Here is an 18,606-nt window from a genome sequence, read left to right on the forward strand (position 1 = left end):
CTTTTCGGAGATGACGATGGCGGAAACGCGCGGACTGATGAACGGCAAACGTGGCCTGATCATGGGCGTGGCTAACAACAAGTCAATTGCCTGGGGCATTGCCAAAGCACTGGCCGACGCGGGCGCCGAAGTGGCACTGACCTATCAGGGCGATGCCTTGAAAAAGCGCGTGGAGCCGCTGGCGGAACAGCTCGGGGCGTTTGTCGCCGGTCACTGCGACGTCACCGACGGCGCCACGATCGACGCGGTTTTCAATGCCCTTCAGGAAAAATGGGGCAAAATCGACTTTGTGGTCCACGCAGTCGCCTTCTCCGACAAGTCTGAACTGACCGGCCGTTTCGTCGATACCTCCTCCGGTAATTTTGCCCGGACGATGGAAATCTCCTGTTATTCGCTGACGTCCGTCACCCAGCGTGCCGAAAAGCTGATGAGCGCGGGCGGCTCCATCCTGACGCTGACCTACTACGGCGCCGAGAAGGTGATGCCCCATTACAACGTGATGGGTGTCGCCAAGGCCGCGCTGGAAACCAGCGTCAAGTATCTGGCCATGGATCTCGGCCCGCAGAACATTCGCGTCAACGCGATTTCCGCCGGACCGATCAAGACACTTGCGGCCTCCGGTATCGGCGACTTCCGCTATATCCTGAAATGGAACGAATACAATTCGCCGCTCCGCCGGACGGTTACCATCGAGGAAGTCGGCGACAGCGCGCTGTTTCTGCTGTCAGACCTCGGCCGCGGTGTCACCGGCGAAATCCAGCATGTCGACTGCGGCTATAACATCGTCGGCATGAAGGCAGTCGATGCGCCCGACATTTCCGTCGTCAAGGATTAATCGTTTCAAAGAGCGGCCGCGTCCGCCCGCATTCTTCTAAAGAAGTCGCTCTGAATTCGCGATGGCCGGTTTCCCCCGGCCATTTTTCTATGACATGACTCAGCTCTGGGGTCAGGACCCGTTTCAAGCATATTAATGAGTTCTGACCCTTATTGAAGCTGAAGCTTTCGCATTGCCCGAGTGAGAAAATGACGATCCTGCGATCCGAGGCAGACCCTGGCCTGCTTCCAAGGCTTCACGATCCGGAACTGCTGATCTTCATCCGTCACGGCCAGACGGACTGGAATGCGGAAGGGCGTATGCAGGGGCAACGCGACATTCCGCTCAACGCCACCGGAAAGGCACAGGCGGCAGGCAACGGCGAGCGGTTGAAAGCTTTTCTGAAGGCGGAGAATATCCGGCTGGAAATGCTCGATTTCGTCGCATCTCCCCTTGGGCGAACCCGCGAAACCATGGAACTGCTGCGTTCCGCGATGGGCCAGGAGCCTACGGCCTACCGGCTTGACGACCAGCTCAAGGAAATCACCTTCGGACAGTGGGAAGGCTATACTCTTGAGGAACTGGCGGATGATGAGCAGGATCTGATCCTGCAGCGGCGGGCTGACAAATGGGGGTTTGTGCCCCCTGGCGGTGAAAGTTACGAGATGCTCGCCGGCCGCATCGGCCGCTGGCTGCGGACGGTCGACCGCCCTTCGCTTGTCGTCTCTCATGGCGGCGTTTTCCGGGTCGTGCGCGGATTGCTGGAAGGGCTGGAGAAATCCGCGGCCCCCAAGCTGGATGTGCCGCAGGACAAGGTCTTTGTCTGGCGGAATGGCCGGTTCGAGGTCGTCTGAGCCGAAAGCCCCCCTGCGGACCGCCACAGTTGCCGTATCCGCAGGTGGGGAGGTTTCGACAGACCAGTCTTCACGTGACTTAATTTAAACGGGCAGCGACGCCACAAAGCGCTTTGCGACACGCTCCTTGCCGAACAGTCCGCAAAAGCGGTCGGATGGGGTCCTGTTGTCGACGGTTGAATTCAGCGCGCCAGCGGCGGCACTGTGTCCGGATGTGATCGGATACCGTCTTGACTGCGTAACCTGACACGCCTTCGACTGAGGCGCTGCCCGAAACCTTGAAACGGTCGGAGCAAACCCGGGAGAATGTGCCGTGTCCGCGGATGATTTTTACAGCGATCTGCCAAGCTTCTCGGATTTCAGTTCGGTCGGCGAACTGGACGGTTACCGACCTGTGCCGGATGACTGGTATGTCCTGGCCGCCGACATCGTGCGTTCGGGAGATGCGGTTGCCGCAGGGCGCTACAAGGAGGTCAATATGGTGGGGGCGGCGGTCATTGCCGCTGTGGTGAACCGCCTGGGCCACGACCGGGTGCCTTTTGTCTTCGGTGGTGACGGCGCAATGCTCGTGGTTTGCGAACAGGATGTGCAGGCGGGACGCGAAGCGCTTGCCGGGGTCGTTGACCTTGCCCGTCAGGTCATGGAACTGCAATTGCGCGCAGCGGCCATCCCGGTGGCGCATCTGAGGGCGCTCGGCGGAGACATCAGATTGCGCAAGTACCGGCTGAGTGAGGGCAATCATCTGGCGATGATCCTGGGAGACGGGCTCGGCATCGCCGACCGCATCCTGAAAGATTCCGAAGCCTCCCGGGCTTTCGCGATAACCCTGCAAGACACGGCGCTTCCGCCGCTTGACGGCCTTTCCTGCCGCTGGGAGCCGCTGCCGGCGCAAAACGGGCACATCGTTTCCCTGATCGTTAAACCTTCCGGTCGTAAAACCCTGCCGGAAGTCATGGACGACGTGGCTGAAAAGCTCGGCTTCAATCCGCTGACAGACGACAGCCGGACAAGGCTGGCGGAGAAAAGCCGGCTGCGGTTCAGGTTCCCGCCCCGGAGCCTCCGGCTGGAAGTCCAAATGTCTTTCGCCGGCAAGGCCCTGCGCGGCTGGGTGACGGGAATAGCCGGTTGTCTGCTGTTTATGCTGAGCTACGCCACCGGCTGGCGAATAGGGCCTCTTGTTCCCGCTAAATATATCCGCGAGCTGAGCCTCAACACCGACCATCGCAAGGTCGGCGACAGTCTGCAGCTCGTACTCGATCTGTCGCCGGCCCAGCTTGCGGCGGTCGAAAGCTGTCTGGAGGCGGCCTTTGAGGCCGGAGAGGTCGTCTACGGAATGCATGTTTCCGGCTCGGCGCTGATGACCTGTTTCGTGGAGGACATCGGCAACAGCCGTCACATCCATTTTGTCGATGGCGCGGATGGCGGCCTGTCGCTTGCCGCCGAACAATTCAAGAAAAGGCAGGCGGCTCTCTCAGCGGCATAGGTTATGGACCCGTAAATGGGTCAGTGTCCTAATCCCAGCACCGTTTTGCGCGGAGCCGGAGCGGTCAAGGGCATGAGGAAATTGTGCTTGAGGATCAGGGTCAGAAGCTGGTCTTCCGGCACGGCTTTCGAGATCAGGAACCCCTGAATGTCGTCACAGCCGTTCTGCTTCAGCCACTCAAGTTCACCCGCTGTCTCGACGCCCTCCGCAAGCACGCGGATATCGAGGCTCTTTGCGAGATTGATCAGCGCGCTGGTGAATTTTTGCAGATCCGGATCCTTGTCCACGCCCGAGATGAAACTCCGGTCGATCTTGACCCTGTCCACCTTCAGGTCCCGCAGGCTGGAAATACTGGAATGGCCGGTGCCGAAGTCGTCCAGTTCGATGAAAAATCCAAGCTCCGACAAGCGGGCGATATTTTCCTTGATCGGTGCGACCGTGCTTTCGTCGATCATCACCGCCTCGAGAATTTCAAGGCTGATATGGGAAGGGAGCAGGCCCATGGACCGGACCTGACGGTCCAGAGCGTCCGCGGCCTCGGAACTTCCCAGAAGATCGGCGGAGACATTCAAACCGAAGTGGATCGGGTGCAGGGTCCTGTCGCTCACACTGGCCGCGAGCCGTATGGCATGCTCCCGGACGGTTTTCTCGATCAGATCCATATATCCGGCCTCCATGGCGGCTGGAAGGAAGGAGGCGGGCGTGCGGACGTCGTTGCCGTCAATCCAGCGCACCAGAGCCTCCGCGCCGACCAGGGTTCCGGTATGGATGTCGATCTGGGGCTGATACCAGGGGACGATGTTGCCGTCGTGAAGCGCCTTGAGCAATTGCTTGGCGGTTTCTCCATGCTCTTCGAAGGTTTCCCGCATGTTGTGGGTGAAGAGACTGTATTTCCCGGGTCCCAGCTTCTTGGCCGAGCGCAGGGCGAGGGCCGCATCGACGAGGACCTGGTCGGTCACCACGGCACCGGGCTGAGTGATGAATATCCCGACATTGCTGGCGAGTGTCACCTTGTGGGTGTGCAGGTACCGTTCCTTGCCCAGTTCGTGAATGAGCCTGGCGGCGAGATGCTCGAACGCCAGCGGGTTTTTCAACCGCCGGCGCAGCAGCATGAACTCGGTGCCGCCGGTCCGGCTGACGAAATCGTCCGGCTCGGCAATCTGGGTCAGCTGTTCGGCAACCTGTCTGAGAATGGAGTCGCCGTATTGATCTCCGTGAAGGTCGTTGACTTTCTTGAAATGACGCAGGTCGAAAACCAGAAGACCGGTCCTTGTGTCCTCGTTCGCCGGAGGAAGGTTTTGAATGGTTTTCAGGAGGGCCCGTCGATTGGGCAGGCCGGTGAGCGGGTCGTGAAATCCGAGATTTTCAAATTCCTGCTGCGTGCGCACGGCAAGAACTCTGCTCAGCGTCACGGCAACGGCAAAGGCGGCAAGGATGACCACGCAGCCGGCGAGGCCGGCCAGCGCCACGGCAAACAGGGTTTCCGCCCGCTGTTGCAGCAGATCAAAATTGAGCGTGTCCAGGGCCGCGTGCCAGAGCAGAAAGGTCACCCGCACCAGCTTTGGCTGCTCCATGATCAGCAGATCTGAAATAACTTCCCCGCCTGTGTGGGCCTTGATGGTGGAGGACAGCAGTTTCGAACCTGCCGTCTGAAAGGAAAGATTGGTCTTGCGGAAGAGCAGGGCCTGTTCCTGAAGTTCCTGCGCGCCAGCGCCCGTCGGGTTCGTGAGATAAATGGCGGTGTTAAGCGCGGCTTCGTCCGCGGCCGCCTTGAATTGACCGGCCTGCACGGGGATCAGCATCTTGTCCCAGATATTGATTTCGCCGCGGCTTGCCAGGTGATGGGCGTTTTTCGCCATGTTGGAGGATTCAATAACGACGGACAGAAGCGTGTCCTGAATCAGACGCGGAAGTCTTGACGTTTCGGAAGAGGCGGATGAGCTGAGTTTCGCCAGCTGTGAAAGGGAAGACGTCAGATTGCGGACTTGCCGCAGGGCAAGCGGGACCTTGGGTTCGGCGATAAAGGCCTCCAGGTCTTCAAGCAGGGCGTGGGAACTGTCTTTTCCGCCGAATTCCTTGAGCTGAATGCGAAAATCATCGGAAAGGTCCCGCACCTTGCCGGTCAGGGCTTTTTCCTGCATCAGCGGGCCGAGGGCCTCGATCAGATGCAATCCTTCCAGGCTGCGGTCGATCGCGCGCACGTTCTCGATCTTGTTGTGAAACCAGAGCGAAGCGAACAGCAGGCTGGGAGCCAGCATGAACACGATCAGCCCCGTCAACCACCCCCTGATCCGCACCGGCACGCCTCATGATTAATTATCATTGGCAAATATAATATTGGGGGAGGCTTAAGAATTTGCAAATCTTCTCCGAAAGTTCCGACACGTTTTATTCTTATGAGTTGTTCGGCTTGATAACTGTTTTTGATCGGCGACAAGTTCAATTTCTATTGCATGCACTAATTCTTCTTGAGTGGGTCAATAATGAGGTGAGTTCCGGCATTGCCGCATGGGCGCAGGCCGGATCTGATGGGTCTGGGCAGTAGGTCTCAGCTGAAGGACTTGAGCTTCCCGGCAGTATGGCGTATCGCTCGGCGCCTGACATTTTTTCGCGTGAGGTCGGTAGCCGTTCATGTCTCATAACAGTTTTGGTCATTTGTTCCGGGTGACAACCTGGGGGGAAAGCCACGGCCCTGCAATCGGCTGTGTCGTCGATGGCTGCCCGCCTCTGATCCCGTTGACGGAAGCTGACATCCAGGGCTTCATGGACAGGCGCAAACCCGGGCAGTCCCGGTTCACGACCCAGCGGCGGGAAGCGGATGAAGTGAAGATCCTGTCAGGCGTCATGATCGACGAGGACGGTATTCAAAAAACGACGGGCACGCCTGTTTCCCTGATGGTCGAAAACACCGATCAGCGCTCCAAGGACTATTCCAGGATCAAGGACAGGTTCCGTCCGGGCCACGCGGATTTCACCTACGATGCCAAATACGGTATCCGGGACTACCGCGGCGGCGGGCGCTCGTCCGCGCGCGAGACGGCGATGCGGGTTGCGGCCGGCGCCGTAGCCCGCAAGGTCGTCCAGGGGGTGAGCATCCGCGGCGCGCTCGTCCAGGTCGGCCCGCACAGGATCGATCGCGGTAACTGGGACTGGGACGAGGTCGACAGAAACCCGTTCTTCTCGCCCGATGCCGAGGCGGCGGCCCTGTGGGCCGACTATCTGGACGGCGTTCGCAAGGCGGGGTCCTCGGTCGGCGCGGTCATCGAAGTCGTGGCAGAAGGCGTTCCCGCAGGCTGGGGCGCGCCGGTATACGGCAAGCTCGATACCGATCTGTCGGCCGCGATGATGTCGATCAACGCCGTGAAAGGCGTTGAAATCGGCAACGGCTTCGAGGCGGCGAGCCTGACCGGCGAGGACAACGCCGACGAAATCCGCATGGACAATGCCGGCCGGCCGAAGTTCCTGTCCAACAATGCAGGCGGTGTTCTTGGCGGGATTTCGAACGGCGATCCTCTGGTCGTACGTTTCGCCGTCAAGCCGACCTCCTCGATCCTGACCGAACGCAGGTCGATCACCCGTCAGGGCGAAGAAGTCGATGTAAAAACCACGGGTCGGCACGATCCGTGTGTCGGTATCCGGGCCGTCCCGGTCGGAGAAGCGATGATGGCCTGCGTGCTTGCCGACCACTTCCTGCGCCACCGGGGCCAGGTGGGGTAAATCCTGCGCGGTTACACATTGTTACAATTCTACAGGGCCTGGGGCTGGACCTTGGGCCGCATCCCTCTAAGTTTCCGAAGCATTGCAGTGTTTCGTGCTTTTCAGGGAGTGATGACATGAATGAAATGACACCGGTCTGCCGGATGACGGCGAAAGATTTTCCGCAGGAACTGCTGGATCTTTATGACTTCTACGCGCACGGCAAGATCACCAAGCGTGAATTCCTGAACGGAGCTGCGAAATTCGCGGTCGCCGGCGTGACCGCCGCGATGCTGCTTGATCAGCTGTCTCCCGATTACGCTCATGCTCAGCAGGTGGCGCCGGACGACGCCGAAATCGTCACCGAGCGCATCACTTATCCTTCTGCGAACGGTCATGGCGAAGTGAACGGTTATCTGGTGAAACCGGCCGGGGCCACCGGCAAACTCCCCGCCGTCCTGGTCGTGCATGAGAACCGCGGTCTGAACCCTTATATCGAGGATGTCGCCCGCCGCCTCGGCAAGGCCGGGTTCATGGCGCTGGCGCCGGACGGACTGACCTCCGTCGGCGGTTATCCGGGGAATGACGATCAGGGCCGGGAGCTGCAGCGCACGGTCGACGGCACAAAGCTGATGAACGACTTCTTCGCCGGATTCGAATACCTGCTCAACCACGACGACAGCACCGGCAAGGTGGGCGCGGTCGGGTTCTGCTACGGCGGCGGTGTGGTCAATGCGATCGCGGTCGCCTATCCGGAGATGGCCGCCGCCGTGCCGTTCTACGGCCGTCAGCCCGACGCCGCGGATGTCGCGAAGATCGAAGCCCCGCTGATGCTGCAATACGCGGAACTTGACGAGCGTATCAACGCCGGCTGGCCGGCATATGAAGAAGCGCTCAAGGCTGCCGGCAAGGACTATGTGGCCTATGTCTACCCGGGCGTGAACCACGGCTTCCACAATGACACCACGCCACGTTACGATCAGGAAACCGCAAAGCTCGCGGAAGAAAGAACAATCGAGTTCTTCAAGAAAAACCTGATGTAGGCGAAAGGCGGCAGCTTTTTCAGGTTGCCGCCAAATCTCACCGGCTGACGGTCAGGCGCACCGCAATAGCGCTTCACGGAATTCAGACAGACTTGAACGCACGGATACGGTTCAGGATTTCGTCCGGGTCGGCGGCGAGGGTGTGCAGGTCGATGGCGATAAGTTCCCGGCCGTGTTCGCGCCGCGATCTTTTCCAGTTCCGTTTCATGTATTTTTTCCAGAATGGAAAGGCCTGAGCCCTGGTTAAAGCGTTGTCGAGAGGCCGGGTCAGCAGCACGTCCAGCCGGGCCTGTTCGATGTTGCGGACGGTTTTACGTTTGACGTCGGTCATCCGGATGGCTGTCCAGTCGATGAAGCCGATCCGCTCGACGTAAAGACCTTCTTCGTTTGCGCCGAGCTGCGGTTTGCCTCTTTCGATCATAGGATAGTGCCAGTAAGCCATCGCGATGGGTGCGACTGCTGCCAGCGCCAGCAAGTAAATTCCTGTAAACAAGCCGATTGCGGCAAACAGGACACCAAGCAGGAGGCACCCGTAGACGATGACTTCGCTCTGGCTGCGGTTGAAACTGACCGTGAAGGCCACCGCGGCTTGTTGTTCACTGTTTTCCGGTTTTTGCGCCTCTTTCCCCGTCGCCATGAATGACTACCTCTTCAGAGATCTCAGGTATCGAGGATCTCCGTCTCGTCAATTTTGATGTCGAACCCCTCCAGCCCCACGTAATGCCGTTCACGGGTGGCCAGCAGGCGAATTGAACTGACACCCAGATCCTTCAGGATCTGTGCGCCCAGTCCAACCTCCCGCCATTGTTCCTGTCTAGCTTGCGCGGAGCTGTGGTCCTCGTTTTCGTCGGCTTCGAAATCGGTTCGTGTGCGTCTGGACTGCTGCGCGACACCGACGGAACCCTCGCGCAGATAGACGATGATGCCCCTGCCGCGATCCGCGAAATGCCTCATTATATGGTCGAGCGGCTTGCCGGCGCCGAAGACATCGTCGAGAACGGATTCCAGTTGCAGCCGCACCGGCACACTGCGGCCGTCGAGAATATCGCCGTAAACGATGGCAAGGTGGTGCATCGGATCGTAGGGCGTGGAATAAGTCATGGCATAGGCCGAGCCGGCGACGGTTTCGACCGGTTGTTCATTGATCCGCTCCACCAGCCGTTCCGTGCGCTGGCGCCAGGCGATCAGGTCGGAGACCGAAACCATTTTCAAATCGTGCTCGGCGGCGAATTCCGCGACCTGCTGACCGCGCTTGACGGTGCCGTCGTCATTGACGAGCTCGCTGATGACACCGACCTGTTCCAGGCCGGCGAGGCGGCAGAGATCGACGGCGGCTTCCGTATGGCCGGAGCGGATCATCACGCCGCCTTCCTTCGCGACCAGCGGAAAAATATGTCCCGGGCGCACGAAGTCCTCCGCGCCGACATTGGGATTGGCGAGAGCGCGGACCGTGGAGCAGCGCTCTTCAGCCGAAATGCCGGTCTTCAGGCCGTGCCGGTAATCGACGGAAATGGTGAAGGCGGTCGACAGCGGCGCATCGTTTTCGGCGACCATCGGGTCGAGCCTCAGACGCCGTGCGTGAGCAACCGTCATCGGCGTGCAGATGATCCCGGATGTGTGCCGCACCATGAAGGCCATTTGTTCAGGCTTGATCTTGGAGGCGGCGACGATCAGGTCGCCTTCGTTTTCACGGTCGTCATCGTCGGTCACGACCACCATTTCACCACGTTCGAACGCACGGATTGCTTCTGCGACACGGGCCTGGGACACGGGATGCTCCTTGGTTGTAGACAGTCCGAGAAAATCGTTGGGAGTAACTTCGCCGCTGGTGGCGATGGCGATTTTGCGGGCCATGTCCCGCGAAACCCACACATTGGGGTCATTGCATAAGGCGGTTACGGAGGCAGGGGACAGGTTGGCGCGGCGCGCGAAGGCGCTGCGGCTTTCTCCGGTCTGCAAGAGCCATTGATCGAGTCTCATGCGGCAGGATATAAACCTGTTCGCATTCAGTCTCAAGAGAATGACGATGAAAAATTCAGTATCGCTGAATAAATCAGGTGCTTTTAACGAATTCTGCCACACGCGACACGAAGGCCGGTGTCATCCAGCGCTGTTGCAAGCCGCTGTCCGCGCACAAGCCCGTCAGATCCTCGCCGAGATAGGACGTGAAATAGGGCTCGTGGAAAAGCTGCGGAAAGACGGAGAGAAGCCCGTCATAGGCCGGCACATCTCCGCTCTGCAGGCTGTCGACAAAGAGAAACGCGCCTCCCGGCTTAAGCACCCGCGCCACCTCGGCGATCACCTGCCTGCGGACCTTCGGCGGCAACTCGTGAAACAGGAAGACACTGGAGACGACATCGAGCGAATTGTCCGCGAACGGCAGGTCTTCGGCCATCGCGGTCACATAGCTGGCGCGCTTTGAGCGGGTCCGCTCCCGCGCGACAGCCAGATAGGGTTCCGACAGATCCAGTCCGGTTCCTGTCAAGCGTGGAAAAGCGCTAAGGGCAGGGTGCAAAAGCCCGCCGGTGCCGCAGGCAAGGTCCGCATAGGCGACCTTGCGCTGGTCTTTCTTGCGCAGGATCTTGGCGAACGGCACAAGCGCGCGGCGGCGCATGGCGGACGTTGCGCCGGAAAACAGCACATCGACCTGAAAATCGTAAAGCCGGGCGCTGTCCTGCGACAGCCAGCCATCGGTCTGGAAATGGAAATTCTGGCGGTAGTAACGCGGCAGGGCGTCCGCGAAACCTTCCGACTGCTCATTCACTTCCTGATGCGCGCCTGTCGCCCTGCGGCGGGCGACGTCCGGCACGTCCCTGAAGAAGGCCCGGCTGGTGGAAAGCAGCTCGCGCGGCGTCATGGTGCCGTCCGACGGCATCGGGTAGAGCCCGTCCTCGACGGCTTTGAGATCGTCGGCGAACAGCCTGACGATATCCGCCAGCATGCGCCGCTGGCCTGGTACAGGGCCGTTGGGCACGACCTTGGGCGTTTCGGGAAGGTCTTTCTGCAGCCGCCGGTTCATGAGGCGCATGGCCTCGGAATGTAGTGTATAAAGCGCGACCCGGCTGCCTTGCCGCAGCGCGTAGCGCGACCGGCGGGCAAGAGACCAGAGCGGTGGAATTCCAGAAGAACCTCGGGAAGGCCTGAAATCATCGTCCGCCGCGCTCATGGCTCACTCCCTTTTCAAGACTGCCACCACTTCAATATGGGGCGAAAACCTGAACTGGTCCACCGGTGTGACGCTTTGCAGCACATAACCGCCGTCGATCAGGACCTTCAGATCGCGGGCAAACGTCGCCGGATTGCAGGAGACGGCAACGACGGTTTTGACCTTCGAGATGGCCAGTTGTTCCGCCTGGGCCTGCGCGCCGGCGCGCGGCGGATCGAAGACCACCGCGTTGAAGGGGTCCAGCTCATCGCGCACGAGCGGGCGGCGGGTCAGGTCGCGGCGCTCGAATGTGACCTTCTTCAGACCCTGCGGCTTGCGCAGGGCCTTGTCGAAGGCGGCCGTGGCGGCCGCATCGCCTTCGATCGCATGGACATTGGCGGTCCTGGCGAGACGCAAGGCAAAGGTGCCGGCGCCGGAATAAAGGTCGGCCACCCGCTTGGCCTTGCCGACGCCCTCCAGGACCAGCCGGGACAGGGCCTCTTCCGCAGTCACCGTCGCCTGGGTGAAGCCGCCCGGCGCGGCCACAAGCCCGATCCCGCCCATGTCGAGCATCGGCGGACGAAACTCGACGATCACTTCGCCATTGACGGACAGGCGGGCGAAACCGAGTTCGGCTGTTTTTTGCGATAGCATCGGTATCTTGCGGTCATAGCCTTTGTCGGCTTTGTCGATGGCGATATCCAGGCCGGCGGTCGTGTTCAGAACCGTCAGACGCAGCTCGCCCTTTTTGGGCAGCACCTGCGTGGCAAGCGCTTTCAGCCCGGGCAGGGCGCTGACAATGGCGGGGTCCAGAACCGGGCATTCGCTGATATCGACCAGCCGGTGGCTGGCCTTCCCGTGATAGCCGAGCAGCGTATGGTTTCCGGCCCGGGTTGCGGTCAGCACGGCCCGCCGCCGTCCGCCCGCGGTTGCGGCAACGGTGTCCGCGACCGCGAACTCTATCCCCCGGTCGCGCAGCGCATTCACGACAAGACCGCGCTTCCAGGCCAGATAGGGCCCATCCGCCAGATGCTGCAGGGAGCACCCGCCGCAGGCCTCGTAATGCCTGCACACGGGCGGTATCCGGTCCGCGGACGGTGTTTCGATAACCGCATTGATCGCGCGGCCGTTCTCGACTTGCGCGCGGACGATTTCGCCTGGCAGCGCGCCTTCGACGTAAACCGGCCCGGATTCGGTCCGGGCGATACCGTCGCCGCGATGACCGAGTTCTGAAATAGTCAGCTCTCTCTCACTCATCGCAGAGCGATAGCGTCATGCGGGGGGATGAGCAAGCCGTTTGACGGCGTTGCGAAAGAACGTCCATACAAAATCAAGGGTTGTGCTGGGGATATTTAACCTAGAGGAATAAGTGTTTTAATTGTTGTAACCAATCCTGTTTCGAAATCTAAGTTGAAGTGAGTGGAATAAAAACTTAGCCTCACATGTGTCGGAAAAAGAAAACAGAAACTTGTCGACCTGACTTTTGGGAGGAAGTAATGAAGACAATCTTGACGACATTGGCTGCAGTCTCGCTGTTAGCCGGAACAGCACTTGCGCAAACAGCGGACTTGCCGGACAATCTGGCAAAGCTTGGGGCTTTCAAGACAACGGGTGTCACGGATTTCACCGTTGTCGAACAGACCGGCCCCTTTGCCGACGGTATCAGGAAGAACCTTGAGCGGATCAAGTTACCCGACGGTTTCAGGATCGAGCTTTATGCGGTCGTTCCGGATGCGCGTCACATGGCAGTCGGCCCCCAGGGGATCGTGACCTTTGTCGGGACCCGTAAAACCGAAGTCTGGGCGGTTACCGACCGCAACAAGGACCGGGTGGCGGATGAGGTAAAGAACTTCGCACCCTCCCTGACCAAGGCGATCCCGAACGGGCCCTGTTTCACCAAGGACGGTTTCCTGATCATCGCCGAACAGAACCGCGTGTTGCTCTATCCGGCAGCCGAGTTCTTTTATGAAAGCCCCGACGTGGTGGCCGTGCCGATCGTTCCCAGCGGCAAGCTTGTCCCGCCCGATGAGGAGAGCTACAACCACACTGCAAGGGTCTGCAAGATCGGCCCGGACGGCAAGGTCTATATCTCGCTCGGCCAGCCTTTCAATGTCTTCGCGCCGGAGAAGATGAATCTTTATACCGAGCAGGGCATTGGCGGCATGATCCGGATGAACACCGATGGAACGGACCGCGAGGTCTATACCGTCGGAATTCGCAACTCGGTAGGTCATGACTTCCATCCGGTGACCGGCGATCTGTGGTTCACCGACAACCAGGTCGACGGAATGGGGGACGATATCCCGCCTGGTGAACTCAACCACCAGACCGAGGCCGGTCAGCATTTCGGTTTCCCCTGGTACGGCGGCGGACATGTCCGCACCAATGAATACAAGGACAGCGAACCGCCTGCGGATGCGGTGTTTCCCGCCGTTGAAATGACGGCTCACGCCGCCGATCTCGGCATGACCTTCTACTCGGGCAAGATGTTCCCGGAGAAGTACAAAAACGCGATCTTTTCAGCCCAGCACGGGTCGTGGAACCGGACGACACCGGTCGGTGCGCGCGTCATGGTCACGTTCATAGATGACGAGGGCAACGCGACCAGTGAACCGTTCGCCGAAGGCTGGATCGACGAGAACGACGAGTATCTCGGCCGCCCCGTGGATATCGCGCAATTGCGTGACGGTTCCATTCTGGTCTCCGACGACCTGGCCGGTGCGATCTACCGCATCAGCTACGGCCAGTGATGCGAGCCGCGATTCTGAGCCTCGGCGTGGTTTTCCTCGCTGGGGCCGCTCAGGCAACCGAACTTCCGCGGGGAGATCCGCAAGCCGGCAGGAAACAGGCCGGCGCGTGCCGGACCTGTCACGGTCTTGACGGCTTTGCAAAAATTCCGATCGCGCCGCATATCGGTGGCGAACCGGCCGCCTACATCGAACGTCAGCTCAGGGCATTTCGCGAGGGAACGCGCGTCCATGAAATGATGAGTGTCGTGGCAAAGAACCTCGATGACGAAAAAATAGCCGATCTCGCGGCCTGGTATGCCGGGCACGATATAACCGCCACGCAGACCCGGGCCGAAAGCGAGGCCCCGCAGGCTTGCGTCTCCTGCCACGGTGTCGATGGCATCGCGGTAATCGAGGATGCACCCAACCTGGCGGGGGAAACCAGCATCTACACCGATACTCAGTTGAAAGCTTTCCGCAATGGCAAGCGAACTCACGAGATCATGAGCGAGGTTGCGGCCGGCATGAGCGATGCGGACATCCGCGCCGCGGCCGACTGGTACGCATCGGTGAAGATCGAGATTGCTCCGCAGCCGAAAGAGTGAACCGGCAAATGACCGGACCCGTTCCGGGCAGAAAACCGGCAAAATGACAAGTTTGAAATTTTCAGGACAGAGCCTGCGATCCTGAAGAATTCATGCTGTCTTCTTCCCGGAAAGCAGCCACTCATTGTTCCCGTCTCCGCCTTTCACGGGCGAGGGCACGAGATCGCCCGACTGCCAGCCGGAAATTGTTCCAAGCCAGGTCTGCAGCTCCCTGGCTGTTTCCTCCGCGACCCTTGGCTCCACCAGCCCGCCCTTGCCTATATTGTCCCTGCCGGCCTCGAACTGGGGTTTGACGAGAAACACGCCTTCCGCACCTGGAGACGCAAGGCCGAGCGCGGGCGGAAGGGCAAGTTTCAGGGAGATGAAGCTGACATCGGAAACGAGCAGGTCCGGGCTGTCGCCGTCAAGATGATCGCGTGTGAGATCCCGCGCGTTGAGGCCGTCCCTGGCCGTGACCCGGGGATGTCCACGCAGCTTGTGGTGAAGCTGGTCGTGGCCGACATCGATCGCATGCACTTTCAAGGCCCCGCGCTCCAGCAGAACCTGGGTGAAGCCGCCGGTGGAGGCTCCAATGTCGAGACAGATCCTGTCTTTCGGGTCGATGCCGAACCGGGACAGTCCCTCGATCAGCTTCAGCGCGGCACGGGAGACATATTTTGCCGCCGGATCTTCCACCTGAAGAGCAGCCTCCGCGCCGACCTTCCGGGCCGGCTTGATGCACACCTCGCCGTCCACCTGAACGGTGCCGCGCAGGATGGCGTCGCGCGCCCGGGCGCGGCTGGCGAACAGGCCGGTATCGACGAGATGCTGGTCAAGGCGTTGCTTGGACATGGGTGCCGTGCTTCAGAAGCAGCCGGCGATGGCCGAGATCAACCGGTCCGCGAACACCCGTTCGCCGGAATACAGCCACAACAGGACCGACAGCGCGACGAGGCTCGTCGCGCCGACGGTCAGTCCGATGTAGAGCGGCATTCGCATCGTTCCGGTTTGCTCCGTGGCGGGGTCAGCTGGAAGCCGGCGCCTTGCCGATCAGGCGGCGCAACTTCTTCAGCGCGTTCTCCTCGTCTTCACCGTAGGCAATGGTGCCGACGAACCGGTTGTCCGCATCCATCAGGTAAACGGCCGCTGAATGGTCCATCGTATAGTCGCCGTCGTCAAGCGGCACCTTCTTGGCATAGACCCGGTAGGCCTTGATCATCGCATCGACCTGCTGCCGCGATCCGGTAAGCGGCGTGATGCGCTTGTCGAAGGCCCAGACATAGTCGCGCATGACTTCCGGGGTATCGCGTTCCGGATCCACCGTCACGAAGGCATAGTTGAGCCCCGCCGCATCCTCGCCGAGCGCCTCCATCCAGCCCTGCAGTTCCGACAGGGTGGTCGGGCAGACATCGGGGCAATAGGTGAAACCGAAGAACATCAGCGTGGGCTTGCCGGCGAAGGTCTGGTCCGTGACCGTCTCGCCATCGCCGTTGACCATTTCAAATGGTCCGCCGATGGCGCTGAGCGGTTCGATCAGGGCGCCCGAATTCGGATTGCCCGCGGTTTGCTGGTAAACCAGCACGCCGGAGACGACGGCAAGGGCGGCTACCGCCGCCCAGGCCCCGTACCGGAAGAGTTTCAGTCCAGACATGGTATCTCCTCCTCTGGCAACGTTCAGTTCTTGCCGTTTTTCATCTTGCCGTGGCCCGCGTGGCCGCCATCCATGGATTTCGCGCCCATCGCGGCGACGTCGAGTTCGATCGCGACATCACCGGCCTTTTCGAAGGTCAGAACCACAGGCACCTTTGTCCCCTCCTTGAAGGGCTGGTTCAAACCCATGAACATGATATGCAGGCCACCCGGCTGCAAGGCGACTGTTTCCCCGGCCGGGATGTCGATGCCGGCTTCCATTTCGCGCATCGTCATCACGCCGTCCGTCACGGCCATTTCGTGCAGTTCGACCTTGCCGGCCACATCGGAGGCCGCGGCGATCAGCCGGTCGGCCTCAGCACCGTTGTTGATGACTTCGATGAAACCGCCACCGGCTTTGGCTCTTGGCGGCGTGGCGCGGGTCCACGGACCGGTAATCGTAAGATCGCCGGCGGTGTAATCCGCGGCCAGGGCGGAAAGGGAAACAAGCGTGAGTGCCGCTGCTGCGGCGATGGATGTCCAGAGCTTCATTTCTATTGTCCTTGATATCTGAAATCGGGATTTGTGTCAGATCAAGGAAAGGGGAGGGCCGCGTATTGCTGTGACTTGCCTGAATAGGGGGCGGATACCACGCCGGGCAACGATTGCCTGGCCGCTCCCGGCGGCGGGTCCGCTCAGCGCGGGCGCAAGTGCACTGCCGGCAAGGCCGGGCTGCAGGAAACAGCCATGGGCACAGACCGGACCGCACTGGCAGGTGGCGGGATCGTGCGCGCCGGGCGGAATCTGCTGCTGGCTCGAGGAGTTGCACAGACTTGTCAGACCGGCTGCCACGGCAGCATCGGGTGACAGTGCCGAGGCCAGAACGAAAAAGCCAAGCCGCACGGCAAAGGCAAGCGCAGTGAGCGTCACCAGCGGGTGACGCTCTTTCCGGAACACTTGCATGGGCGTAATGCGCGCGGTCATTGTGCGGCTATAGGCTCTATCGGGCCGCATGTCGAGCGGCGAAACCGCGCAGCGGGTTCGCCGGGGTCACCTGGTCAATCGTTCTTTTTCGGCGGTGTGCCATCTCTCTCGCTGTCTGCGCCGGCCTCCGCGGACGTGGGCGATGCTCCGGTGATGCCGTCAGCCGCCATGCCGGACCGGTCTTCTCCCTCAGCGGCAGTGGAGGCGTGGTCGAAGTTATAAATATCGTCCTCGTAGGCCGGAAAATCTTCTGGCGAGATAACATATTCTTCTTCATCCGCATCCAGCGGTTCGGCGGAAATGACCGAACCGACCTGGGCGGTAGAGGCATATTCGAAGTCTGTCTTTTCCGCTGCCGTGAGCGCGCCGCGCGTGAGCACGCGGGTCAGGATGAAGGCGACCATCAGGACGTTTGCCCCAACGATCATGATATAAAGGCCGGACGGGCCGGTCCTGCTCATGATCAGGGAGGCGATCAGCGGTCCGGCGATGGAACCGATCCCGAAGGAAAGCAGCATGCCGGAGGATGTCTCGACAAAGTCCTCGTGCGCCGCGTGGTCGAACGCATGGGCGACGGCAATCGCGTAAAGCGGCTGGCAGAACATGCCGATAACCACGGCGCTCAGGATGGCGATCCGAAATTCATCGGGAGAAGAGAGCACGATAGCGAGGGCAACGGCCGCTGTTCCCCCGCCCAGTCCGGCCATGACAAGGCGCCGGTCGAGCTTGTCCGACAGTCTGCCGACCGGCCACTGGGCGATCAGGCCGCCCCCGACAATCGCGGCCGCGTAAAAGGCGGACTGCGTGCTCGACAGGCCGATCTGCGATCCGTACAGCGGCGACAGCGTCAGCAGAGCCCCTTGCGAACAGCCGACAAACAGAACGCCGACAAACGCCGCGGGAGAGTTCTTGTAAAGCTGTGCGGGGCGGAAGCGCACCAGCGTGATCGGCGCGGGCTGGTTGGAGGTGGTCAGGGCGACCGGCATGACCGCGAGGCTGACCATCACCGAGGCGATGACGAAAGGCACGAAGGAGGAAATGTTCATCGTGGCGATGGAGATCTGCCCCATCATCAAAGCGCCGAACAGGATGAGAATGTAGGTGGACATCACCGTGCCGCGGTTTTCGTTCGTAGCGGTCTCGTTCAGCCAGCTTTCCACGATCATGTAGAACCCGGCCAGGCTGAAACCGGAAATCAGGCGGATGATCATCCAGGCATAGGGATCGATAAGCACCGGGTGCAGGATCGCCGCCGCCGACATAAGGGAAACCAGCGCGGCGAATGCGCGGATATGACCGGCCCGCATGATCACCAGCGGCGCTCCAAGACAGCCGAGCACCATGCCGAAGAAATAGGCCGAGGACACCAGGCCGATTTCGAAATCTGAGAAATAGAAGCGGTCGGCGGCCAGCGGCAGGAGGGTCGTCTGCAAACCATGGCCGAAAATCAGCAGGGCGACGGACAACAACAGAGCGGACACGGAAAGAAGCGTCTGAGCCACGGCTGCCTCCTGAAAATGTGGGAACAAATAAAAGCGCCGGTCTGAACCGACGCATTTTACCCTGAAATCCAGCCTTTTCAGGTATGAAAGCCCGTGTCAATCAGGTTCTCGGCGCGCTCCCCACGTAACCCTGCGGAGGACGT

18 protein-coding genes are annotated in these 18,606 nt (G+C 60.6%); 7 read left to right on the plus strand and 11 right to left on the minus strand.

What is annotated here, in order from left to right; all coding sequences use genetic code 11:
• Nucleotides 1-16: 16 nt before the first annotated feature.
• From fabI to CLV41_RS06390, 3 genes are all read left to right on the plus strand, one after another.
• Nucleotides 17-835, plus strand: a complete 819-nt coding sequence (gene fabI / locus CLV41_RS06380) for an enoyl-ACP reductase FabI (RefSeq protein ID WP_103221333.1) — start codon at nucleotides 17-19, stop codon at nucleotides 833-835.
• 188 nt (nucleotides 836-1,023) lie between these two features.
• Complete coding sequence (locus CLV41_RS06385) at nucleotides 1,024-1,668, plus strand: histidine phosphatase family protein (RefSeq protein WP_103221334.1); 645 nt, start codon at nucleotides 1,024-1,026, stop codon at nucleotides 1,666-1,668.
• 313 nt (nucleotides 1,669-1,981) lie between these two features.
• Nucleotides 1,982-3,151 carry a DUF3095 family protein gene (locus CLV41_RS06390; protein WP_208987302.1) on the plus strand — a complete coding sequence of 390 codons (1,170 nt, stop codon included), beginning with the start codon at nucleotides 1,982-1,984 and terminating at the stop codon, nucleotides 3,149-3,151.
• Nucleotides 3,152-3,171: 20 nt separating this feature from the next.
• On the opposite strand, the gene CLV41_RS06395 is transcribed toward CLV41_RS06390, so the two are convergent.
• Entirely contained in the window at nucleotides 3,172-5,448 is a 2,277-nt protein-coding gene (locus CLV41_RS06395) for a putative bifunctional diguanylate cyclase/phosphodiesterase (RefSeq protein ID WP_103221335.1), read from the minus strand.
• A gap of 334 nt (nucleotides 5,449-5,782) precedes the next feature.
• Between CLV41_RS06395 and aroC the strand changes: the two genes are divergently transcribed.
• Both aroC and yghX read left to right on the plus strand, forming a co-directional pair.
• Nucleotides 5,783-6,868 carry a chorismate synthase gene (gene aroC, locus CLV41_RS06400; RefSeq protein WP_103221336.1) on the plus strand — a complete coding sequence of 362 codons (1,086 nt, stop codon included), beginning with the start codon at nucleotides 5,783-5,785 and terminating at the stop codon, nucleotides 6,866-6,868.
• A gap of 116 nt (nucleotides 6,869-6,984) precedes the next feature.
• Complete coding sequence (yghX, locus tag CLV41_RS06405; RefSeq protein WP_103221337.1) at nucleotides 6,985-7,890, plus strand: YghX family hydrolase; 906 nt, start codon at nucleotides 6,985-6,987, stop codon at nucleotides 7,888-7,890.
• An 82-nt stretch (nucleotides 7,891-7,972) separates the two neighbouring features.
• Here the strand turns inward: yghX and CLV41_RS06410 are convergent, their stop codons facing one another.
• The 4 genes from CLV41_RS06410 to CLV41_RS06425 form a co-directional block, all read right to left on the minus strand.
• Entirely contained in the window at nucleotides 7,973-8,527 is a 555-nt protein-coding gene (locus CLV41_RS06410) for a hypothetical protein (RefSeq protein ID WP_103221338.1), read from the minus strand.
• Between the two features lie 23 nt (nucleotides 8,528-8,550).
• Complete coding sequence (gene ribB / locus CLV41_RS06415; RefSeq protein WP_103221339.1) at nucleotides 8,551-9,870, minus strand: 3,4-dihydroxy-2-butanone-4-phosphate synthase; 1,320 nt, start codon at nucleotides 9,868-9,870, stop codon at nucleotides 8,551-8,553.
• 73 nt (nucleotides 9,871-9,943) lie between these two features.
• Nucleotides 9,944-11,056, minus strand: a complete 1,113-nt coding sequence (locus tag CLV41_RS06420; protein WP_103221340.1) for a class I SAM-dependent methyltransferase — start codon at nucleotides 11,054-11,056, stop codon at nucleotides 9,944-9,946.
• 3 nt (nucleotides 11,057-11,059) lie between these two features.
• A complete protein-coding gene (locus CLV41_RS06425; RefSeq protein WP_103221341.1) occupies nucleotides 11,060-12,292 on the minus strand; it encodes a class I SAM-dependent RNA methyltransferase in 1,233 nt (410 codons plus the stop codon).
• A gap of 239 nt (nucleotides 12,293-12,531) precedes the next feature.
• Between CLV41_RS06425 and CLV41_RS06430 the strand changes: the two genes are divergently transcribed.
• Both CLV41_RS06430 and CLV41_RS06435 read left to right on the plus strand, forming a co-directional pair.
• On the plus strand, nucleotides 12,532-13,785 hold the full coding sequence (locus CLV41_RS06430) for a PQQ-dependent sugar dehydrogenase (protein WP_103221342.1): 1,254 nt from the start codon (nucleotides 12,532-12,534) through the stop codon (nucleotides 13,783-13,785).
• A 26-nt stretch (nucleotides 13,786-13,811) separates the two neighbouring features.
• Complete coding sequence (locus CLV41_RS06435; RefSeq protein ID WP_235867071.1) at nucleotides 13,812-14,369, plus strand: c-type cytochrome; 558 nt, start codon at nucleotides 13,812-13,814, stop codon at nucleotides 14,367-14,369.
• A gap of 90 nt (nucleotides 14,370-14,459) precedes the next feature.
• On the opposite strand, the gene CLV41_RS06440 is transcribed toward CLV41_RS06435, so the two are convergent.
• From CLV41_RS06440 to CLV41_RS06460, 6 genes are all read right to left on the minus strand, one after another.
• A complete protein-coding gene (locus CLV41_RS06440; protein ID WP_103221344.1) occupies nucleotides 14,460-15,200 on the minus strand; it encodes a TlyA family RNA methyltransferase in 741 nt (246 codons plus the stop codon).
• Nucleotides 15,201-15,212: 12 nt separating this feature from the next.
• A complete protein-coding gene (locus tag CLV41_RS28285; protein ID WP_268952625.1) occupies nucleotides 15,213-15,341 on the minus strand; it encodes a hypothetical protein in 129 nt (42 codons plus the stop codon).
• Between the two features lie 31 nt (nucleotides 15,342-15,372).
• On the minus strand, nucleotides 15,373-15,999 hold the full coding sequence (locus CLV41_RS06445) for an SCO family protein (protein WP_103221345.1): 627 nt from the start codon (nucleotides 15,997-15,999) through the stop codon (nucleotides 15,373-15,375).
• Nucleotides 16,000-16,022: 23 nt separating this feature from the next.
• On the minus strand, nucleotides 16,023-16,529 hold the full coding sequence (locus tag CLV41_RS06450) for a copper chaperone PCu(A)C (protein ID WP_103221346.1): 507 nt from the start codon (nucleotides 16,527-16,529) through the stop codon (nucleotides 16,023-16,025).
• Between the two features lie 36 nt (nucleotides 16,530-16,565).
• Nucleotides 16,566-16,961 carry a hypothetical protein gene (locus CLV41_RS06455; RefSeq protein WP_146048519.1) on the minus strand — a complete coding sequence of 132 codons (396 nt, stop codon included), beginning with the start codon at nucleotides 16,959-16,961 and terminating at the stop codon, nucleotides 16,566-16,568.
• 74 nt (nucleotides 16,962-17,035) lie between these two features.
• Entirely contained in the window at nucleotides 17,036-18,463 is a 1,428-nt protein-coding gene (locus CLV41_RS06460; protein ID WP_103221348.1) for an MFS transporter, read from the minus strand.
• Nucleotides 18,464-18,606 lie beyond the last annotated feature (143 nt).

This window comes from Roseibium marinum, from assembly GCF_002906165.1.
Taxonomy (GTDB): domain Bacteria; phylum Pseudomonadota; class Alphaproteobacteria; order Rhizobiales; family Stappiaceae; genus Roseibium; species Roseibium marinum.